This is a genomic window from Pseudomonas sp. NFX98 (assembly GCF_047784845.1).
Taxonomy (GTDB): Bacteria; Pseudomonadota; Gammaproteobacteria; order Pseudomonadales; family Pseudomonadaceae; genus Aquipseudomonas.
Genome location: NZ_JBLNNF010000011.1, coordinates 125,675 through 144,368, shown reverse-complemented (window position 1 = coordinate 144,368; position 18,694 = coordinate 125,675). Strand labels below are relative to the sequence as shown.

General features: G+C 59.0%; 19 protein-coding genes. 17 read left to right on the top strand and 2 right to left on the bottom strand.

All coding sequences use genetic code 11. The features are described from left to right. Positions 1–147: 147 nt before the first annotated feature. Complete coding sequence (gene rne / locus ACM110_RS16550; protein WP_416128621.1) at positions 148–3,363, bottom strand: ribonuclease E; 3,216 nt, start codon at positions 3,361–3,363, stop codon at positions 148–150. A gap of 702 nt (positions 3,364–4,065) precedes the next feature. Between rne and rluC the strand changes: the two genes are divergently transcribed. From rluC to ACM110_RS16535, 3 genes are read left to right on the top strand one after another with little or no spacing between them, the layout of a single operon-like run. Further along, a complete protein-coding gene (gene rluC, locus ACM110_RS16545; RefSeq protein WP_416128620.1) occupies positions 4,066–5,028 on the top strand; it encodes a 23S rRNA pseudouridine(955/2504/2580) synthase RluC in 963 nt (320 codons plus the stop codon). Then, positions 5,015–5,677, top strand: coding sequence for an HAD-IA family hydrolase (locus ACM110_RS16540; RefSeq protein ID WP_416128619.1), 663 nt, complete (start codon positions 5,015–5,017; stop codon positions 5,675–5,677). Before rluC ends, ACM110_RS16540 begins: the two co-directional genes overlap by 14 nt. A 24-nt stretch (positions 5,678–5,701) precedes the next feature. Then, positions 5,702–6,691, top strand: coding sequence for a S49 family peptidase (locus ACM110_RS16535; RefSeq protein ID WP_416128618.1), 990 nt, complete (start codon positions 5,702–5,704; stop codon positions 6,689–6,691). 89 nt (positions 6,692–6,780) lie between these two features. Here ACM110_RS16535 and ACM110_RS16530 read toward each other — a convergent pair whose 3' ends face one another. Further along, positions 6,781–7,359 (bottom strand): Maf family protein, encoded by a 579-nt coding sequence (locus ACM110_RS16530; protein WP_416128617.1) that lies wholly within the window; start codon positions 7,357–7,359, stop codon positions 6,781–6,783. 105 nt (positions 7,360–7,464) lie between these two features. Here ACM110_RS16530 and ACM110_RS16525 point away from each other — a divergent pair, with 105 nt between their 5' ends. The 14 genes from ACM110_RS16525 (at position 7,465) to ACM110_RS16460 (ending at position 18,686) form a co-directional block, all read left to right on the top strand. Next, complete coding sequence (locus ACM110_RS16525) at positions 7,465–7,992, top strand: YceD family protein (RefSeq protein ID WP_007942001.1); 528 nt, start codon at positions 7,465–7,467, stop codon at positions 7,990–7,992. 13 nt (positions 7,993–8,005) lie between these two features. Further along, entirely contained in the window at positions 8,006–8,188 is a 183-nt protein-coding gene (gene rpmF, locus ACM110_RS16520) for a 50S ribosomal protein L32 (protein WP_003179396.1), read from the top strand. Between the two features lie 4 nt (positions 8,189–8,192). Continuing rightward, positions 8,193–9,203 (top strand): phosphate acyltransferase PlsX, encoded by a 1,011-nt coding sequence (gene plsX, locus ACM110_RS16515; RefSeq protein ID WP_416128616.1) that lies wholly within the window; start codon positions 8,193–8,195, stop codon positions 9,201–9,203. A gap of 125 nt (positions 9,204–9,328) precedes the next feature. Beyond that, on the top strand, positions 9,329–10,267 hold the full coding sequence (gene fabD, locus ACM110_RS16510; RefSeq protein ID WP_416128615.1) for an ACP S-malonyltransferase: 939 nt from the start codon (positions 9,329–9,331) through the stop codon (positions 10,265–10,267). Positions 10,268–10,283: 16 nt separating this feature from the next. Continuing rightward, positions 10,284–11,027, top strand: a complete 744-nt coding sequence (gene fabG, locus ACM110_RS16505) for a 3-oxoacyl-ACP reductase FabG (RefSeq protein ID WP_007942004.1) — start codon at positions 10,284–10,286, stop codon at positions 11,025–11,027. A 191-nt stretch (positions 11,028–11,218) separates the two neighbouring features. Continuing rightward, positions 11,219–11,455, top strand: a complete 237-nt coding sequence (gene acpP / locus ACM110_RS16500) for an acyl carrier protein (RefSeq protein WP_003175607.1) — start codon at positions 11,219–11,221, stop codon at positions 11,453–11,455. Positions 11,456–11,564: 109 nt separating this feature from the next. After that, positions 11,565–12,809 (top strand): beta-ketoacyl-ACP synthase II, encoded by a 1,245-nt coding sequence (fabF, locus tag ACM110_RS16495; protein WP_416128614.1) that lies wholly within the window; start codon positions 11,565–11,567, stop codon positions 12,807–12,809. Next, a complete protein-coding gene (gene pabC / locus ACM110_RS16490; RefSeq protein ID WP_416128613.1) occupies positions 12,809–13,630 on the top strand; it encodes an aminodeoxychorismate lyase in 822 nt (273 codons plus the stop codon). The genes fabF and pabC overlap by 1 nt, the downstream gene beginning before the upstream one ends. Then, complete coding sequence (mltG, locus tag ACM110_RS16485; protein WP_416128612.1) at positions 13,627–14,874, top strand: endolytic transglycosylase MltG; 1,248 nt, start codon at positions 13,627–13,629, stop codon at positions 14,872–14,874. Before pabC ends, mltG begins: the two co-directional genes overlap by 4 nt. A 19-nt stretch (positions 14,875–14,893) precedes the next feature. Next, a complete protein-coding gene (gene tmk / locus ACM110_RS16480; RefSeq protein ID WP_416128611.1) occupies positions 14,894–15,526 on the top strand; it encodes a dTMP kinase in 633 nt (210 codons plus the stop codon). Beyond that, complete coding sequence (locus ACM110_RS16475; RefSeq protein WP_416128610.1) at positions 15,519–16,505, top strand: DNA polymerase III subunit delta'; 987 nt, start codon at positions 15,519–15,521, stop codon at positions 16,503–16,505. Before tmk ends, ACM110_RS16475 begins: the two co-directional genes overlap by 8 nt. Before the next feature lie 42 nt (positions 16,506–16,547). After that, positions 16,548–16,904: a PilZ domain-containing protein gene (locus tag ACM110_RS16470; protein ID WP_338585319.1), complete on the top strand. Its 357-nt coding sequence runs from the start codon at positions 16,548–16,550 to the stop codon at positions 16,902–16,904. A 15-nt stretch (positions 16,905–16,919) separates the two neighbouring features. After that, positions 16,920–17,705, top strand: a complete 786-nt coding sequence (locus ACM110_RS16465) for a TatD family hydrolase (RefSeq protein ID WP_416128609.1) — start codon at positions 16,920–16,922, stop codon at positions 17,703–17,705. A 342-nt stretch (positions 17,706–18,047) separates the two neighbouring features. Then, positions 18,048–18,686 (top strand): TetR/AcrR family transcriptional regulator, encoded by a 639-nt coding sequence (locus ACM110_RS16460; protein WP_034149949.1) that lies wholly within the window; start codon positions 18,048–18,050, stop codon positions 18,684–18,686. Positions 18,687–18,694: the final 8 nt, after the last annotated feature.

The window sequence follows — 18,694 nt, the reverse complement described above, 5'->3', positions numbered from 1 at the left end:
AGCAAAGAGATCGCAGCCTTCGGCAGCTCCTACAGGATGTCCGGGATCCAAATGTCGGAGCTGCCGAAGGCTGCGATCTTTTGATTTTTATGCATAAAAAAGCCCCGCCTGGGATCACCAGGCGGGGCTTTTTATTGACCGAGGGAATCAGACGAGTGGTTTAGGCTCGTGCTCTTTTTCTTCGGCTTGTTCGTGTTTCTCTACCGCTTCCTGCACGGAGCGTGGCGCTTCGTGGATCAACGATTCAGCTGGCTCGGCAGCAACTTCGGCAACCGGGGCAGGTGCTGCCTCGACGACTTCAGCAACAACCGGTGCTGCTTCTTCAGCGACAACGGCTTCAGCAACCGGAGCAGCAGCGGCAGCCAGTTCGGCTTCCTTCTGCAGGCGCTCTTCTTCACGCTTGCGACGACGCACTTCACGTGGATCGTTCGGCGCGCGGCCACTTGGCGTCAATGCGCTAACCTGAGCGGCTTCGACCACTGGAGCCGCCACTTCGGCGACAACCGGTGCTTCAACCACTGGAGCAGGCTCGGCAGCGGCAACAACCGGCTCGGAAACCATTGCTTCAGCGACTTCCGCTTCAACGACTGGCGCTGGAGTTTCAGCAACGGCTGGTTCGGCAATCCAGTTGAACGCGGTTTGTTCTTCGCGAACTTCACGAACAACTTCAGTCACGGTTTCAACAACCGGTTCTGCAACCTCGGCAGGCGCTTCGGTAACAACAGCTTCAGCAGCCGCTTCAACCACTGGCTGAGCTTCTGGTGCTTGGGCCACTTCGATTTCAGGCGAGGTGGTCACTTCTACCGGCGTGGTCGCTTCAACGACTGGCGCTTCAACCGGAGCAGTTTCCAGGGTGGCGGCAGTGGCGCGTTCGGCTTGCTCGTTGGCTTGTGCTTCAGCCGGAGCGCTGATCACGGAGCTGGCAACGGCTGCGGTAACAGCCAGGCCGGCGGCCAGATCGGCAGTGCTTGGCTCTTCAGCGTTTTCGCCGGCTTCGGACTCGTCCGAACCTTCGATCACGTTGCCGTTGGCGTCACGCTGACGCTCACGACGGTTGCTGCGACGACGCTGGCCACGGGAGCGGCGGCGTGGGCGATCGCCTTCGGCGCCGTCCTGACCATCTTCCTGCAGTTGCTCTTCGTTGGTTGTCAGCTCTTCTTCGGCAACGGCGGCAGCGGCTTGCTCGGCACGTGGTTGACGTTCTTCACGCGGTGGGCGTGGAGCGCGTTCTTCACGTGGCTGGCGGGCCGGACGTTCTTCTGTGGTGGCAACAGCGGCAGCGGCTGCGGCGGCCGGAGCGGCATCCAGCGGCTCACGCAGTTCACGTACGCGCTCTTCGCGCTCGCCACGTGGCTTGCGGTCTTCGCGCGGAGCACGCGGTGCACGTTCTTCACGCGGTGCGCGTGGTGCGCGTTCTTCGCGAGCTACGGCTGGGGTTTCTTCGCGGGCTTCGCGTGGCTGACGCTCTTCGCGTGGCTCACGTGGTGCGCGCTCTTCACGCGGTGCACGTTCTTCACGCGGCTTGCGCTCTTCATCGCGGCGACCGTTACGGTTGCGGCTCTGCTGACGACCGTTGCGACGCTCTTCGTTGCGGGCCGGACGCTCGGTAGCCGGTTTTTCAACCACGACCGGAGCGGCAGGCTCTTCCTTGGTAGCGAACAGGCTGACCAGCGACTTCACCAGGCCTTTGAACAGGCTTGGCTCTGGCGCGGCAACCGGGGCAGGGGCTGGCGCAGCAACTTCGGTCGGAACCGGAGCATTGGCGCGGGCTGGAGCAGTCTTGACCGCGGCTTCCTGGCGAACCAGGGTGCGGGTCGCGGCGGCTGGCTGAACTTCTTCCACATCGGCAGCGGCAGCGGCGATTTCGTAGCTGGACTGGTTGGTGGCGGCTTCCGGGCTGTCATCACGCAGACGCTGAACTTCGAAGTGCGGCGTTTCGAGGTGATCGTTCGGCAGGATGACGATGCGGGCACGGGTGCGCAGTTCGATCTTGGTGATCGAGTTGCGTTTTTCGTTGAGCAGGAACGCGGCGACCGGGATCGGCACTTGTGCGCGAACTTCGGCGGTGCGGTCTTTCAGGGCTTCTTCTTCGATCAGGCGCAGGATCGCCAGGGACAGCGATTCAACATCGCGGATGATCCCGGTGCCGCTGCAACGCGGGCAAACGATGCCGCTGCTTTCGCCCAGGGATGGACGCAGGCGCTGACGGGACATTTCCAGCAGGCCGAAGCGCGAGATGCGACCGACTTGCACGCGAGCGCGGTCGGCTTCCAGGCATTCGCGGACTTTTTCTTCCACGGCGCGCTGGTTCTTGGCAGGGGTCATGTCGATGAAGTCGATGACGATCAGGCCGCCGATGTCGCGCAGGCGCAACTGACGGGCGATTTCTTCGGCGGCTTCAAGGTTGGTTTGCAGAGCGGTTTCTTCGATGTCGCTGCCTTTGGTGGCGCGCGCCGAGTTGATGTCGATGGACACCAGGGCTTCGGTCGGATCGATAACGATGGAACCGCCGGAAGGCAGTTCGACCACACGCTGGAAAGCGGTTTCGATCTGGCTTTCGATCTGGAAACGGTTGAACAGCGGAACGCTGTCTTCGTACAGCTTGATCTTGCTGGCGTACTGCGGCATCACCTGGCGAATGAAGGTCAGGGCTTCGTCCTGGGCTTCAACGCTGTCGATCAGCACTTCGCCGATGTCCTGGCGCAGGTAATCGCGGATGGCGCGGATGATCACGTTGCTTTCCTGGTAGATCAGAAAAGGCGCGGCGCGATCCAGCGAGGCTTCTTTGATGGCGGTCCAGAGTTGCAGCAGGTAATCGAGGTCCCACTGCATTTCTTCGCTGCTACGGCCCAGGCCGGCAGTGCGCACGATCAGACCCATGTCGGCCGGGGCAACCAGACCGTTCAGGGCTTCACGCAGTTCGTTGCGCTCTTCACCTTCGATGCGACGGGAAATACCGCCGGCACGCGGGTTGTTCGGCATCAGAACCAGATAACGACCGGCCAGGCTGATGAAGGTGGTCAGGGCGGCGCCCTTGTTGCCACGTTCTTCTTTCTCGACCTGCACGATGACTTCCTGGCCTTCGCTCAGGACGTCCTTGATGTTGACGCGGCCTTCGGGGGCTTTCTTGAAGTATTCGCGGGAGATTTCTTTGAGGGGCAGGAAGCCGTGGCGCTCGGAGCCGAAATCGACAAAGGCAGCCTCAAGGCTTGGTTCGATGCGAGTAATCCGGCCTTTATAAATGTTGGCCTTCTTCTGCTCGCGTGCACCGGATTCGATGTCCAGGTCGTAGAGGCGCTGGCCATCTACCAGTGCAACACGCAACTCTTCGGGTTGAGTTGCGTTAATCAGCATTCTTTTCATGTAGTACCGTCGGTTTCCGGGCTGCCGGAAACGGCGTTCGGCACACACGACTTCTCACGGTCGGTGTCAGGTGCGTCGGGAGTGGTTGGCCATTTCCCGTGTCCAGCGAAGTCCGGCCAATGTGGGCCTTCATCGCGACGTACGCGTCCTGCTTGCTGTGGCTCTTGAGCACTCAGTCAGGAGGAGGAATCAACCGGCGGCTGTGGACGAGATGAAGCGTCTTGATAAAGCCTATTGCTACACAGTCCAGCGGTTGTGCATCTCCACCCTACACGTATCCCTGATAATTCGGGTGCTGCCGCGCGCAGAATCCGCAGCGGGTTGGCATTTACCGTGAGCTCCGAAAGGGGGAGGTCACGCATCATGGCTAATTTAGGCGTTGTTTCCGAAGCGTTCGCTCGGGGTCATTCGCAGCTGACTGCACTTTGTGAACTGGCCGTGAATATTTGCTCGTAAAGCGAGTGAAAAACTCTGCTTTGCGGCATGATTCAGGCCTCATGTCACCTGCGCTCGTTACACCTGCAAACTCCACCGTTACGTAGCGAAAGCCCCGTAGGACGGCCTCGCGTCCTGGTGAATTGCGTTGGTCAGGGCCGGTTTTTGACCGTTGGTCCGCTGCCCAGCCGCTTTTGGCGGCGTTCGCGACTATAGCAGCAATGATTAAGTGCTTCAATTCCATAAAAAATTGTTATCATCCGCGCCATGACGACTACTGCCCCTTCGACCCCAAGCGTACAACTGCTTGAGGTCTCGCCGGAATATGCCGGCCAACGTATTGATAATTTCCTTCTCGCTCGGCTCAAAGGCGTGCCCAAGACCTTGATTTATCGCATTTTGCGCAAAGGCGAAGTGCGGGTGAACAAAGGCCGGATCAAGCCCGAATACAAGCTGCAGGCGGGCGATATCGTGCGCGTCCCGCCGGTTCGCGTGCCTGAACGGGACGAGCCGGTGCCATTGGCCCAAGGCCTGCTGCAGCGCCTGGAAGCCTCGATTGTCTTCGAAGACAAAGCGCTGATCGTGATCAACAAGCCTTGCGGTATCGCTGTTCACGGCGGCAGCGGCTTGAATTACGGCGTCATCGAAGCCTTTCGTCAGTTGCGTCCCGATTGCAAGGAGCTGGAACTGGTTCACCGTCTCGACCGTGACACCTCCGGCCTGCTGATGATCGCCAAGAAGCGCAGCATGCTGCGTCACTTGCACACAGCCTTGCGCGGCGATGGCGTCGACAAGCGCTATATGGCGCTGGTTCGCGGTAACTGGGCGTCCTCGATCAAGCAAGTTCGAGCGTCGCTCGGCAAGAGCAATCTGCGCTCTGGCGAGCGTATGGTCGAGGTCGACGAGGAGGAGGGCAAGGAGTCGGTGACCGTGTTCAAGGTCCTGCGTCGTTTTGGCGACTTTGCCACCCTGATCGAAGCCAAGCCGATCACCGGCCGCACTCACCAGATTCGTGTCCACACCTTGCACGCCGGGCACTGCATTGCCGGCGACACCAAATACGGCGATGACGATTTCAGTAAGGAAATCCGCGATCTGGGCGGCAAGCGCCTGTTCCTGCACGCCTACATGCTGACCGTGCCACTGCCCGATGGCGGCGAACTGAAGCTTCAGGCGCCGGTCGATGAGATGTGGGCCAAAACCGTGGAGCGCTTGAGTGCACCCATCTGATTACAAGCTGCTGATTTTCGATTGGGATGGCACCCTGGCCGATTCCATTGGTCGGATTGTCGAGGCGATGCATGTGGCCTCCGAGCGATCCGGTTTTCAACTGCGCGATGATTTTGCCGTCAAGGGCATCATTGGGCTGGGTTTGCCGGAAGCCATCCGCACGCTGTACCCGGAAATCAGCGATGCCGAGCTGATCGCCTTTCGTGAGCACTACGCCGATCACTACATCGCCTCGGAGGCTGTGCCTTCGCCGTTGTTCGAAGGTGTGGTCGAGTCGATGGAGGCGTTTCGTGCCGAGGGTTATCACCTGGCGGTCGCAACGGGCAAGGCCCGGCGCGGATTGGATCGGGTACTGAAGGCGCACGGTTGGGCGGAGTATTTCGATATCACCCGTGCCGCCGATGAAACCGCCAGCAAGCCGCATCCGCTGATGCTTGAGCAGATCCTTGCTCATTGCGAGGTTCGTCCGGAGCAGGCGTTGATGGTCGGCGATTCATCCTTCGATTTGCAGATGGCACGTAATGCCGGTATGGATTCGGTGGCTGTCAGCTACGGGGCTCAGTCTATCGACGCACTGAATCTGTTCGAGCCGCGATTGGCCATTGATCGCTTTTCTGAATTACATGCCTGGCTGAGTCAGCGGGCTTAATACGTTTTTGCTGGAGTAGAAGGCATGGCCGACGAATGGAAGGCGCCCGCCAAGGCGAGCGCAGAGAGCGGTGACGAAAAAAGCTGGAAGCTATTGGAAAAGACCCTGCTGGCCGGTGTGCAAGAGCAGCGTCGCTCCCGGCGCTGGGGGATTTTCTTCAAGCTGCTGACATTTGTGTACCTGTTTGGCGCGTTGCTGCTGTTCTCGCCGCTGATGGACATGGAAAAAGCCGCGACCCGCAGTGGCAATTACACCGCGCTGATCGACGTCACCGGCATGATCGCCGACAAGGAGCCGGCCAGCGCCGACAATATCGTCGGCAGCCTGCGCGCCGCTTTCGAAGATAAAAAGGTCAAGGGCGTCATCCTGCGCATCAACAGCCCGGGCGGCAGTCCGGTGCAGTCGGGTTATGTCTATGACGAGATTCGCCGTCTGCGTGGCCTGAATCCGGACATCAAGCTCTACGCGGTAATTTCTGATCTGGGCGCTTCTGGTGCCTATTACATCGCCAGCGCGGCTGATCAGATCTATGCCGACAAGGCGAGCCTGGTGGGCTCCATTGGTGTGACGGCGGCCGGTTATGGTTTTGTCGGCACCATGGAAAAGCTGGGTGTGGAGCGTCGCACCTACACCTCAGGCGAGCACAAATCGTTCCTCGATCCGTTCCAGCCGCAGAAGCCTGAAGAAACTGCGTTCTGGCAGGGCGTGCTGGATACCACGCACAAGCAGTTCATCAACAGCGTCAAGCAGGGTCGTGGCGATCGCTTGAAGGACAAGGAGCATCCGGAGCTGTTCTCCGGGCTGGTCTGGAATGGTGAGCAGGCATTGCCGCTGGGGTTGATCGATGGCTTGGGTAATGCCAGTTCGGTTGCAAGAGATGTGATCGGCGAAAAAGAACTGGTGGATTTCACTGTTCAGGAATCGCCGTTCGATCGCTTCTCAAAAAAACTGGGTGCCAGCGTGGCTGAGCATCTGGCGATGTGGATGGGGTTTAACGGTCCGTCGCTGCGCTAAATTCTGTTGGATGGATCAAAAGATCGCAGCCTTCGGCCGCTCTTACACAATCGCTGTAGGAGCTGCCGAAGGCTGCGATCTTTTGCTTTTCAGGGTATCTGCACGTTTTCTGCGAGCAACATGTCGATCAGGCGAATCAGCGGCAGGCCGACGAGGCTGGTGGCGTCAGGGCCTTCCGTGCTTTTAAACAGGCTTACCCCCAAGCCTTCGGCCTTGAAGCTGCCAGCGCAGTCATAGGGCTGTTCGGCGCGCAGGTAGCGCTCGATGCGTGCAGCGTCCAGTGTGCGCATGTGGACGGTGAAAGGCACGCAGTCGACCTGGCAGTGGCCATACTCGCTGTTGAGCACTGCCAGGCCAGTCAGGAAGGTTACGCTGGCGCCGCTGGAGGCCAGTAGTTGTTCGCGGGCCTTTTCGAACGTGTGGGGTTTGCCGATGATCCTGTCGCCGAGCACGGCGACCTGGTCGGAGCCGATGATCAAATGGGCTGGGTGAGTGCCGGCCAGCGCCCGTGCTTTTTCCTCGGCGAGGCGTTTTACCAGATCAATGGCAGACTCGCCCGGTCGATGGCTTTCGTCGATATCCGGTGAGCTGCAAGTGAATGGCAGCCGCAGGCGGGCCAGTAATTCCCGGCGATAAACCGAGCTGGAAGCGAGTAATAAAGGCAGCATGCGCAACTCCAAATGACAGGCACGAATTCTAGCGAGGCTTCCAAGTGACGGACAGGGCTGAATTTCCTTTGACATGGGCGGGTGCGTCCCTATAATGCTGCGCCTATGTTGAATGACCCGATTCCACCTCACGTTGACCCGCGCAAATTGGCTGATCGTGGCACCACCCTTCAAGGTGAAATGCTGCTGGCCGATTTGGAGAGACTTTGCGACCCGCTTTCCGACAATGTCGGTACGGTGCAGGCTAAATTCGTTTTTGAACGAGATGAACGTAAATCTGTGGTAATTCACAGCTTTATCGACACTGAAGTCAAAATGGTTTGCCAGCGTTGTCTTGAGCTGGTCACCCTGCCGATCCATAGCGAATGCAGTTATGCTGTGGTGAAGGAGGGTGCGAATACCCAGTCGTTGCCGAAAGGTTATGACGTGCTGGAACTGGGCGAAGATCCATTGGATCTGCAGTCACTGATCGAGGAGGAGCTTCTGCTCGCCTTGCCCATTGTGCCTGCTCATCATCCGGAAGAATGCCAGCAGCCGGCGGGAGCAGATGAGCCCGAACCGAGCGAGGACGAGGTAACGCGGTCCAACCCGTTCAGTGTATTGGCGCAGTTAAAGCGTGACCCAAACGTTTAGGAGTTAATCAATTATGGCTGTTCAGCAGAACAAAAAATCCCGCTCTGCCCGTGACATGCGCCGTTCGCACGACGCTCTCGAGGCTAGCACCCTGTCTGTAGAAAAAACCACTGGTGAAGTTCACCTGCGTCACCACGTATCGCCAGAAGGCGTATACCGTGGCCGTAAAGTGATCGACAAGGGCGCTGACGAGTAATCACTTGTCCGCTCAAGTCATCGCGATTGACGCAATGGGCGGGGACTTCGGTCCCCGCAGCATTGTTCAGGCCAGCCTTGCTTGCCTGTCTGCTACACCCTCGCTGCACCTGACCCTCGTCGGTCACCCCTCCCTCCTTGAAGAATTGATCGCTGGCCAACCGGCTGTGGATCGCGCGCGCCTGTCGATTGCTCCGGCGTCCGAAGTCATCACCATGGACGAAAAACCTGCCCAGGCCCTGCGCGGAAAGCCTGATTCGTCGATGCGCGTGGCGCTTGAGTTGTTGCGTGACGGCAAGGTCCAGGCGTGTGTCAGTGCCGGTAATACCGGGGCGCTGATGGCGTTGTCGCGTTTCGTGCTCAAGACCTTGCCGGGCATCGACCGGCCAGCCATGGTCGCGGCGATTCCGACGCAGAGAGGCTATTGCCAGTTGCTCGATCTGGGCGCCAATGTCGATTGCAGTGCCGAGCATCTGTTGCAGTTTGCCGTGATGGGCTCGGTTGCAGCGGAAACTCTGGGTATCGTGCGCCCGCGTGTGGCCTTGCTGAACATCGGCACCGAAGACATCAAGGGCAATCAGCAGGTCAAACTGGCTGCAACCTTGCTGCAACGAGCTCGTGGTATCAACTACATCGGCTTTGTCGAAGGTGATGGTTTGTACCGTGGCGAAGCGGATGTGGTGGTGTGTGACGGGTTTGTCGGCAATATCCTGCTCAAATCCAGCGAAGGCCTGGCGACCATGATTGCCGGGCGTATCGAGGCATTGTTCAAGAAAAGCCTGCCGTCACGCATGGTCGGTGCATTGGCCTTGCCGCTGATGAAGCGCTTGCAAGCCGATCTGGCGCCGGCGCGGCATAACGGGGCGAGTTTCCTCGGGTTGCAGGGCATTGTGGTGAAAAGTCACGGTTCTGCCGGTGTTCAAGGGTTCCAGAGTGCAATTTCCCGGGCCTTGATCGAGATTCAGGAAAATCTGCCGGAGCGCATTCACGGTCGTCTGGAGGATTTGTTGCTTTAGGCGTTTTCGTCGGACAATGCTTAAATGTGACCGCTCAGTTCAATTGGCCATCCAACTGTCAGTTTCTTGCGTCCCCAAAACGGGACACTAATTCTTCGACGACAAGATCATTAGGGGCTTGTTACATGTCTGCTTCCCTCGCATTCGTCTTTCCAGGACAGGGTTCGCAGTCCCTCGGCATGCTGGCCGAGTTGGGCGCGCAACATCCGGTTGTCCTCGAAACATTCAAAGAAGCCTCCGATGCTCTGGGTTACGACCTGTGGGCACTGACCCAGCAAGGGCCGGAAGAGTTGCTCAATCAAACCGATAAAACCCAACCGGCCATTCTGACCGCTTCGATCGCCCTGTGGCGTCTGTGGCTGGCGGAAGGCGGCGCGCGTCCGGCGTATGTTGCCGGCCACAGCCTGGGTGAATACAGCGCACTGGTTGCCGCTGGCAGCCTGAGCCTCGGCGACGCAGTGAAACTGGTCGAGCGTCGTGGCCAGTTGATGCAGGAAGCCGTTCCGGCCGGGCAGGGCGGCATGGCTGCCATCCTCGGTCTTGACGATGCTGATGTGCTGGCAGCCTGTGCCGAAGTGGCGCAAGGCGAAGTGGTCAGTGCGGTCAACTTCAACTCGCCGGGCCAAGTGGTTATTGCCGGTGCCAAGGCCGCGGTCGAGCGTGCCATCGAAGGCTGCAAGGCCCGTGGCGCCAAGCGTGCCATGCCGTTGCCGGTCAGCGTGCCTTCGCACTGCGAGCTGATGCGTCCGGCAGCCGAGCGTTTCGCCGAATCGATCGCCGCGATCGACTGGCAGGCGCCGCAGATTCCTGTGGTGCAGAACGTCAGTGCTGCCGTGCCTGCCGATCTGGAAACCCTTAAGCGCGATCTGCTTGAGCAGCTCTACAAGCCAGTGCGCTGGGTTGAATCCGTCCAGGCGCTGGCAGCCAAAGGCGCGACCAATCTGGTCGAGTGTGGCCCGGGCAAAGTGCTCGCCGGTCTGAACAAACGCTGCGCCGAAGGCGTATCGACTTCCAACCTCAATACCCCAGACGCCTTCGCTGCCGCCCGTGCAGCGCAGGCCTGAATCAGGAGAAACTTGCATGAGTCTGCAAGGTAAAGTTGCACTGGTCACCGGTGCAAGCCGTGGCATCGGCCAGGCTATCGCCCTGGAACTGGGTCGTCAGGGCGCCATCGTCGTTGGCACCGCGACTTCCGCTTCGGGCGCTGAGCGCATTGCCGCCACCCTGAAGGAAAACGGTATTCAGGGCACTGGCCTGGAACTCAATGTCACCAGCGATGAGTCTGTAGCGGCAGTCCTGGCGAGCATCCAGGAGCAGTTCGGTGCGCCGGCGATCCTGGTCAACAATGCCGGCATCACCCGCGATAACCTGATGATGCGCATGAAAGACGACGAATGGCATGACGTTGTCGATACCAACCTGAACAGTCTGTTCCGCCTGTCCAAAGGCGTTTTGCGCGGTATGACCAAAGCCCGTTGGGGACGAATTATCAGTATTGGCTCGGTTGTGGGTGCCATGGGCAACGCAGGCCAAGTAAACTACGCTGCCGCCAAGGCCGGTCTGGAAGGTTTCAGTCGTGCACTGGCGCGTGAAGTCGGTTCGCGTTCGATTACGGTAAACTCGGTGGCCCCAGGGTTCATCGACACCGATATGACCCGTGAATTGCCCGAGGCACAGCGTGAAGCCTTGCAGACGCAGATTCCGCTGGGTCGTCTGGGACAAGCTCAAGAGATCGCGTCTGTGGTCGCTTTTCTTGCCTCTGACGGTGCGGCTTACGTTACTGGGGCTACAATCCCGGTGAACGGCGGGATGTACATGAGTTAAATGTGACGGATTGCTTCAAAAAAATGTCATACGAGCTGTCTAAAATCCGTTATAAAGCTGCAATCTATTTATAGGCAGAGGGTCACCGGGTTTGAGGAGTGAAGCTTTCAGTTGAAAAGCTGAAAAGTCTTTCTATACACTTACCCACTGGCCAGCTGCCTGAATTTGTCCATTAGGAGTGAAAACAAGGTATGAGCACCATCGAAGAGCGCGTCAAGAAAATCGTTGCCGAGCAACTGGGCGTTAAAGAAGAAGAAGTGGTCAACACTGCTTCCTTCGTTGAAGACCTGGGTGCTGACTCCCTTGACACCGTTGAGCTGGTGATGGCTCTGGAAGAGGAATTCGAGACCGAAATCCCTGACGAAGAAGCTGAGAAGATCACTACTGTACAAGCTGCAATCGACTACGTTACTAGCCACCAGGCGTAATAGTTTGTAATCGTTGCTCGCTGTCATGGAAAAACCGCACTGCCATCATGGCGTGCGGTTTTTTCTTTAGGCCTGATGCAAAGTCGTCATTTGAAAAAAGGAGAGTGCTGTGTCGCGTAGACGCGTCGTAGTCACCGGTATGGGTATGTTGTCGCCACTGGGCACGGATGTGCCGAGCAGCTGGCAGGGCATTCTGGCTGGCCGCAGTGGCATTGGTCTGATCGAACACACCGACCTTTCTGCCTATTCCACCCGTTTTGGCGGCTCGGTAAAGGGCTTCAATGTCGAGGAATACCTGTCGGTCAAGGAAGCTCGCAAGCTCGACCTGTTCATTCAGTACGGTCTGGCCGCAGGTTTTCAGGCAGTGCGCAATGCCGGTCTGGAAGTCACCGACGCCAACCGTGAGCGCATCGGCGTGGCCATGGGTTCGGGTATTGGCGGACTGACCAATATCGAAGAAACCAGCCGCACGCTGCACGAGACCGGCCCGCGACGGATTTCTCCGTTTTTCGTGCCTGGCTCGATCATCAATATGATTTCCGGTTTCCTGTCCATCCACCTGGGTGCACAGGGGCCTAACTATGCCATCGCCACGGCCTGTACTACCGGTACGCACTGCATCGGTATGGCTGCCCGCAACATCATGTACGACGAAGCCGACGTGATGATCGCCGGCGGCGCCGAAATGGCTGCCTGCGGCCTGGGTATGGGCGGCTTCGGTGCCTCCCGCGCCTTGTCGACCCGCAATGACGAGCCGACCCGCGCCAGCCGCCCATGGGACAAGGGCCGTGATGGCTTCGTACTGTCCAACGGTGCCGGTGCGCTGGTTCTTGAAGAACTGGAGCACGCCAAGGCCCGTGGCGCGACCATCTATGCCGAACTGATCGGCTTTGGCACCAGTGGTGACGCTTACCACATGACGTCGCCGCCCGCCGATGGCGCCGGTGCTGCCCGCTGCATCACCAATGCCCTGCGCGATGCCAAGATCAATGGCGACCAAGTGCAGTACATCAACGCCCACGGCACGTCGACGCCTGCAGGTGACCTCGCTGAAGTCAACGCGATCAAATCGGTGTTTGGCGAGCATGCCTACAAGGTGGCCGTCAGTTCGACCAAGTCCATGACCGGTCACCTGCTCGGCGCGGCCGGCGCCGTTGAAGCGATCTTCAGCGTGCTGGCGATCAACAGCCAGGTGGCGCCACCGACCATCAACCTCGATGAGCCGGACGAAGGCTGCGATCTCGATTTCGTGCCGCACACTGCGCGCAACATGGATATCGATGTGGTCCTGTCCAACTCCTTCGGTTTTGGCGGCACCAACGGCTCGCTGGTGTTCCGCCGGTTCGCAGGCTGATGGACAGCTGGGTCGACGGTCAACCGGCTGACACGCTGTCGCTGAAGGATCGCGGCCTGGCTTACGGCGATGGTCTGTTCGAGACCATCGCTGTGCGTGATGGCTTTCCGGTGCTGCTGGACCGGCATCTTTCGCGTCTGGCAGGTGGTTGTTCGCGATTGCGGATCGCCACCGATCACGAGCTGATTCGAAATGAAGTGTTGGCCTATGCCGCTGCATTGGGTGACGGGGTACTAAAGCTAATCCTCACCCGCGGCGACGGCCTTCGCGGCTATGCACCTGATCCTGCGGCCCAGGCTCGACGTATTCTGCAAGGCAATCCTCCCGCAGCTTATCCTGCCGTACATGGTGAGCGCGGCGTTCGGCTGTTCCCTTGCGCAACACGGCTCTCCAGCCAACCGCTACTCGCCGGCCTCAAGCACCTCAATCGTCTGGAACAGGTCATCGCTCGTTCCGAATGGCAAGACGCCGACCATGCCGAGGGCTTGATGCTCGATCATGCCGGTCGGGTCATTGAGGGCGTGTTCAGCAATCTGTTCCTGGTGCGCGATGGCGTGTTGGTGACGGCGGATCTGAAGCGCTGTGGTGTGGCAGGCGTGATGCGTGCCGAATTATTGTTTCAAGCCGAGTCACTTGGCATTCCCGTGCAAATCACCGACATCCCTCTGGAACAGCTGCAATGGGCCGATGAAGTCTTTGTCTGCAACAGCGTGTATGGCGTTTGGCCGGTGCATGCGTATGCCGCTCTGAGCTGGCCGGTTGGGCCGCTCACCCGTAAACTCCAAACCATTGCCCGCGCGCTACTGGATCTTGATACGTGAGACGTAAACTCTTGCTGCTGCTGGAAACCGGACTGGTTCTGGCAGGGCTGATGTTGGGTGCTTCTGCCTGGAAAATTCATTCGGCACTGGTACAACCGCTGAATATCACGCAGGAAGAACTGCTGGAGGTGCCGAAGGGCACCACTCCGAACCGCACCCTTTTGCGAATGGAAGCCGATGGCGTCATCAAGGACGCGTTCTGGCTGCGCGTCTATTGGCGTTTCAACCTGCCTAAACAGCCACTGCACAGCGGCGAATACCGCATGACACCCGGCATGACCGTCGAAGGTCTGATCGATCTGTGGAAGCGCGGGGAAATGGTGCAATACAGCCTGACCCTGGTCGAAGGCTGGAATTTCCATCAAGTCCGTGCAGCCTTGGCCAAAGAAGAAAAAATCGAGCAAACCCTGAACGGTTTGAGCGACAGCCAGGTCATGGACAAGCTCGGCCATGCCGGGATTTTCCCTGAAGGGCGATTCTTCCCGGACACTTACCGCTTCGTGCGGGGCATGAGTGACGTCGAGCTGTTGAAGACGGCTTACGATCGTCTCGATGAGGTCCTTGCCAAGGAGTGGAATCAGCGCGCAACCGATTTGCCGTACAGCGGACCTTATCAAGCGCTGATCATGGCCTCGCTGGTCGAGAAAGAAACCGGCGTGCCACAGGAACGCGGGCAGATTGCCGGCGTGTTCGTGCGGCGCATGGCGATCGGCATGCTGTTGCAGACGGACCCGACGGTGATCTATGGCTTGGGGGATCGCTACAACGGCAAGCTGACCCGCGCCCATCTCAAGGAAGCGACCCCTTACAACACTTACATGATTTCCGGCTTGCCGCCGACCCCGATTGCCATGGTCGGCCGCGAAGCCATTCACGCGGCGCTGAATCCGGTGGAGGGCAGCAGCCTTTACTTCGTGGCTCGCGGTGATGGCAGCCATGTGTTCTCCGATGATCTGGATGCCCACAACAACGCTGTGCGAGAGTATCAACTGAAGCGTCGTGCCGATTACCGCTCCAGCCCGGCACCTGTTACTGCGCCGGAAACGCCGCAGGCTCCGGTTGAAGAGTCTCAGGCTGTCGAATCTCAGACTGAGCACGATCCTGCTGAGGATCAAGCGCCGATCCCGGCCGCATCGCCGGACACCGCTCCCGAGACTGTGCCGCAGGTGCCGCCGCAGGAACCTGCGCCTGAACCTGCACCAGCGCCCGCACCGGATGCAGCCGCGCCGCAAAACTCGCAATGACTCTGACTAAGGACTGCCTGTGACTGGCTTGTTTATTACGCTGGAAGGCCCGGAAGGCGCCGGCAAAAGCACTAATCGTGAATACCTGGCCGAGCGCTTGCGCGTCGCCGGTATCGAAGTGGTGCTGACCCGCGAACCGGGCGGTACGCCGTTGGCCGAGCGTATTCGTGAAGTGCTGCTGGCACCGGTCGATGAGGTTATGAACCCGGATACCGAGTTACTGTTGGTGTTTGCTGCGCGTGCCCAGCATCTGGCTGAGGTGATTCGCCCGGCGCTGGCCCGTGGTGCAGTGGTCTTGTGTGATCGTTTCACTGATTCGACTTACGCCTATCAGGGTGGCGGCCGCGGTTTGTCGCTGGAGCGTATCGCGGCACTCGAGACCTTTGTGCAGGGCGATCTGCGTCCCGACCTGACGCTGATTTTCGATCTGCCGGTAGAAGTCGGCCTCGCCCGCGCCAGCGCACGGGGTCGCCTTGATCGCTTCGAACTCGAAGGCCGGACCTTTTTCGATGCCGTGCGCAGCGCTTTCCTCAAGCGCGCTGCAGCGGAGCCAGCGCGATACGTGTTGGTCGACGCCGCGCAGCCGCTGGCGCAGGTTCAGCAATCGCTGGATACCTTGTTGCCACGCCTGCTGGAGTTGACCCGTGGCTGAAGCCTATCCGTGGCAGGACAGTCTCTGGCAGCAACTGGCCGGTCGAAAGCAACATGCACATGCCTATTTGCTGCATGGCCCGGCCGGGATCGGTAAACGGGCGCTGGCCGAGCGCTTGATGGCCAGCCTGCTGTGCCAGCGGCCGACCGCGCAGGATGCCTGTGGCGAATGCAAATCCTGCCTGTTGCTCAAGGCTGGCAGTCATCCCGATAACTACATCCTGGAGCCGGAAGAAGCCGACAAGGCGATCAAGGTCGATCAGGTTCGGGATCTGGTCAGTTTCGTGGTGCAGACCGCGCAACTGGGCGGGCGCAAAGTGGTGCTGATCGAGCCGGTCGAGTCGATGAACATCAACGCCGCCAACGCCTTGCTCAAAAGTCTTGAAGAGCCGTCCGGCGACACGGTATTGCTGCTGGTCAGCCACCAGACCAGCCGTCTGTTGCCGACCATCAAGAGCCGTTGCGTGCAACAGGCGTGTCCGCTGCCGAGCGAGGCGATGAGCCTGGCGTGGCTGGCCCAGGCACTGCCGGACTGCTCGCCAGAAGAGCGCGTCGAGCTTCTGACCCTGGCCGCCGGTTCGCCGCTGGCCGCCGTCAACTTGCAGACTCAAGGTGTCCGCGAACAGCGTGCCCAGGTGGTCGAAGGCGTGAAGAAGCTGCTCAAGCAGCAACAATCGCCGACACAACTGGCCGAAGGCTGGAATGCGATTCCGTTGTTACTGTTGTTCGACTGGTTCTGCGACTGGTCGAGCCTGATCCTGCGCTATCAGTTGACCCAAGATGAAGAAGGGCTCGGATTGACGGACATGCGCAAGGTGATTCAATACCTGGCGCAGAAAACCGCTCAGGACAAAGTCCTGAATATCCAGGACTGGATCCTCGCCCAACGCCAGAAAGTGTTGAGCAAAGCCAACTTCAATCGGGTGTTGTTGCTGGAGGCCCTGTTGGTGCAATGGGCGTCCTTGCCTACCCAGAGGTGATCGTCTGCGCCTAGACTCTGTGCATCAGCAGTGGAGGTCAGCATGAATGAACCCGTCAGCCCCGGCCCGCGCAATGGCATTTTGTCCCTGACCATCAAGGACAAGTCCGTGCTTTACGCGGCCTACATGCCGTTCATCAAGAACGGCGGCCTGTTTATCCCGACCAACAAGAGTTACAAGTTGGGCGATGAGGTATTCATGCTGCTGCACTTGTTTGATGAGGCGGAAAAAATCCCGGTGGCCGGCAAGGTCACCTGGGTCACCCCCAAAGGCGCCCAAGGTAACCGCGCCGCCGGGGTCGGCGTACAGTTCAACGAAGGCGACAACACCGCGCGCAGTAGAATCGAAACCCATCTGGCCGGAGCGCTGAAGTCCGACCGCCCCACTCATACGATGTAAGTTGCAGTCATTTTTATGCTCGTAGATTCCCATTGTCACCTTGATCGCCTCGACCTCGCCGCCCATGACGGCTCGCTGGATGCCGCCCTCGATGCGGCGCGCCAGCGTGGAGTGGGGCACTTTCTGTGTATTGGTGTCAGCGCCGACAATGCCGCCGACGTCAAAGCGCTCGCTGAAAAGTATGACGACGTGGACTGCTCGGTCGGCGTGCATCCGCTGGATGTGCAACCTGGGGCGGCGCCCGCGCTGGACTGGCTGTTGCATGAACTCAATCACCCACGCGTGGTGGCCATCGGTGAAACCGGCCTGGATTATCACTACGAGCCGGAAGCGGCAGAGTTGCAGCAAGAGTCCTTCAGATTGCATCTGCAAGCGGCGCAGCAGACCGGCAAACCGGTGATCATCCACACCCGTGGCGCCCGCGCCGATACCCTGAAACTGCTGCGCGAAGCGGCGCTGCCCCAGGCCGGCGTGCTGCATTGCTTTACCGAAGACTGGGACATGGCGAAAGCCGCGCTGGATATGGGGTACTACATTTCCATGTCCGGGATTGTCACTTTCCGCAATGCCGACGCGTTGCGCGATGTGGCGAGCAAGGTGCCGGCTGACCGCTTGCTGGTGGAAACCGATTCGCCGTACCTCGCGCCGATCCCGCACCGAGGCAAGCCGAACCTGCCGCAGTACGTACGTGAAGTAGCGGAATTTCTGGCAATGTTGCGTGGTGAGTCCTACGAGCGATTTGCCGGGCAAACCACCGAAAACTTCAAGCGGTTGTTCCCGATGGCACATGTAAAAGGTTAAATCGCAGGCAAAAAAAACCCGGGTTCTGGGGGGTGAATCCGGGTTAAGACCATTAGGAGTAAAACAATGGTACGCGGTCCGTTGGTACCAATATCGGCGCAACACTTGGGGGAGATGTCTCGCCGACAGTTCAAGTATTGATCAGTATTTCGCCGAGTCCAGTTTGTCGGCCCCGGTTTTTAAACAAATTTGGAATACGGGCGCTTCGGAAGAGTTCTCATCAACCTGTTTGCGTGCGCGAAATGACCAGAAACAACAGATATGGTCGGATGATCCGTGCATTTTTACGTAATTTAGGCATAATACGCGGCTTCGAATTTTGACCCCTACAGACCTTTTCTTATGCATAAAGAACCTCGTAAGGTCCGTGAGTTTCGTCGCCGCGAGCAAGAAATTCTCGATACCGCGCTAAAGCTGTTCCTCGAACAAGGTGAAGACAGTGTCACCGTCGAGATGATTGCTGATGCCGTCGGTATCGGCAAAGGCACGATCTACAAGCACTTCAAGTCCAAGGCCGAGATTTACCTGCGCCTGATGCTCGACTACGAGCGCGATTTGAACGAGCTGTTGCACTCGGCCGATGTCGACAAGGACAAGGAAGCCCTGTCCCGCGCCTACTTCGAATTCCGCATGCGCGATCCGCAACGCTATCGCTTGTTCGATCGCCTGGAAGAAAAGGTGGTCAAGGGCAACCAGGTACCGGAGATGATCGAGGAGCTGCACAAGATCCGTGCCTCGAACTTCGAACGCCTGACCCTGCTGATCAAGGGCCGGATCAGCGAAGGCAAGCTTGAAGACGTGCCGCCGTACTTCCATTACTGCGCGTCCTGGGCGCTGGTGCACGGTGCCGTGGCGCTTTATCACTCGCCGTTCTGGAGCAATGTGCTGGAAGATCAGGAAGGTTTCTTCCAGTTCCTGATGGACATCGGCGTGCGCATGGGCAACAAGCGCAAGCGTGACACCGACACCCCGAGCAGCTGAGCCATTCA